This is a genomic window from Okeania sp. SIO2F5, assembly GCF_010692685.1.
In the GTDB taxonomy this organism is placed as follows: Bacteria; Cyanobacteriota; Cyanobacteriia; order Cyanobacteriales; family Microcoleaceae; genus Okeania; species Okeania hirsuta.
In genome coordinates this window covers 1-1550 of record NZ_JAAHGU010000303.1, presented here as the reverse complement: position 1 = coordinate 1550, position 1550 = coordinate 1, and the positions used below count along the sequence as shown (strand labels likewise).

Annotated in this window: 2 protein-coding genes; both read right to left on the bottom strand. The window is 30.2% G+C overall.

The genetic code is table 11. From position 1 onward, the window contains the following. Nucleotides 1-220: 220 nt before the first annotated feature. Nucleotides 221-403, bottom strand: a complete 183-nt coding sequence (locus F6K27_RS33150) for a hypothetical protein (protein ID WP_124143955.1) — start codon at nt 401-403, stop codon at nt 221-223. A gap of 55 nt (nt 404-458) precedes the next feature. After that, nucleotides 459-1226, bottom strand: a complete 768-nt coding sequence (locus F6K27_RS33145; protein WP_287280388.1) for an IS4 family transposase — start codon at nt 1224-1226, stop codon at nt 459-461. Between the last annotated feature and the right edge of the window lie 324 nt (nt 1227-1550).

Sequence of the window (1550 nt, the reverse complement as noted above, 5' to 3'; positions counted from 1 at the left end):
CTCACGGGGTGACAAGGTAGCTGAAAGCTATATATAGAGATGGACTTATCGAATAAGCTGAAGAATACTTCCACTAAAAGAGAACCATTATTGAGAATAGATGAGGGTGTGGTGCGATCGCACCACACCCCCCATTGGCGTTGAACAATAGTTCAAGTTATCCTCTAAATCAGATGATCACTCATACTCACTTTTATTAATTTTAGTTGCTCAGAAATAATTAAATATTAAGTAGTTTATTCATGGCTTTAATTCCATTTATGTAACATGGTAATTTATGACGATTAAACTTCATTAAATCTTCTACTAATTTCCCGATAATTTCATCATTTACAATCCAATTAACAGGCTTATAATCCGAGAAAAAAATTACTGTGTCTTCTGTACTTTCTTCTTTTTTCATTGATTCTTGATACATATTTTTGAAGACCTTTCTTCTTGATTTTTTGTCCTTGAAATCAATTGATTGTGTATGAAATAGCTATTAATAAAATTAGATTGTTCAGTCTAGTTTGATTGGCCTTGGCTGCTTCTAGGTAATCACCACCACTTTTATAATCCTTAAACATTGCTTCAATTCCCATTCTCTGGCTATATACTTTTTTGACTTTCTCAATCGATGATAAATTTGTCAAAATATACCATTTTTCTGAAACATAGTTGTCGAGATATTTCTGTTTTTTATATACAAGTAAGTTATATATTCCTACCTTCTTGATTTTAGTAATTTTTTGATTTAATAATAGTTGAGCTGTACCAACTTTGACCTTTAATTCTGAGATTTGACAATATTTTTTCCCTCCTTTAATTGAGGTAGATTTTCCCTGCCTTAAGACAAAGTAAACCTGATTTTTATGAGATTTTTTTAACCAATGGGATAGAAATATACTGTGGAATTCTCTATCTGCTGTGATGAGAATTTTATACCTTTTTAATAATCTTAACACAGGACGAATTACTGCCTGCTGTTCTATTAAATTACTAGCCCCTTTATGATCTAAAATCTTCCAATATATGGGTAATGCTCTATTTTTACAGGCCACACTAATCATGAATATATTAGTATTTTGCCATTGAGTTCTATCTATAATTAATATTAATTCAGAAGTCAAACTAAATACTTTCTCTACCATAATTCTTACCAAAGGAAACCAAAATATAGGTAAACTTAATTCCTTGAGGGTTAAAAATCTTTGTATATGTTTGCGCTTACTTTCTGATTGGATTGGCAGAGGAAATAAGCTTGTTAATTTTGATATTTGTACAGTTTTATATACTGATATTAAGTATCATAATATTTGTAATGTTGCTACTTGAGATGGACTCAATTTTTTCTCAATCTGATCTTGATAAAAACCTAATATATTCACTTTTTATTCATTTTTACTTGTAATTAGCAATCCTTTTTGATCATAATTATTTCAAAAATTGCTTTAATGAATAAATAATCAACCTACTGTGTGGGGTGTGGTGCGATCGCACCACACCTCCATCTATTCTCAATAATGCTTCTCTTTTAGTTGAAGTATTATTCAGCTTATTCGATGAGT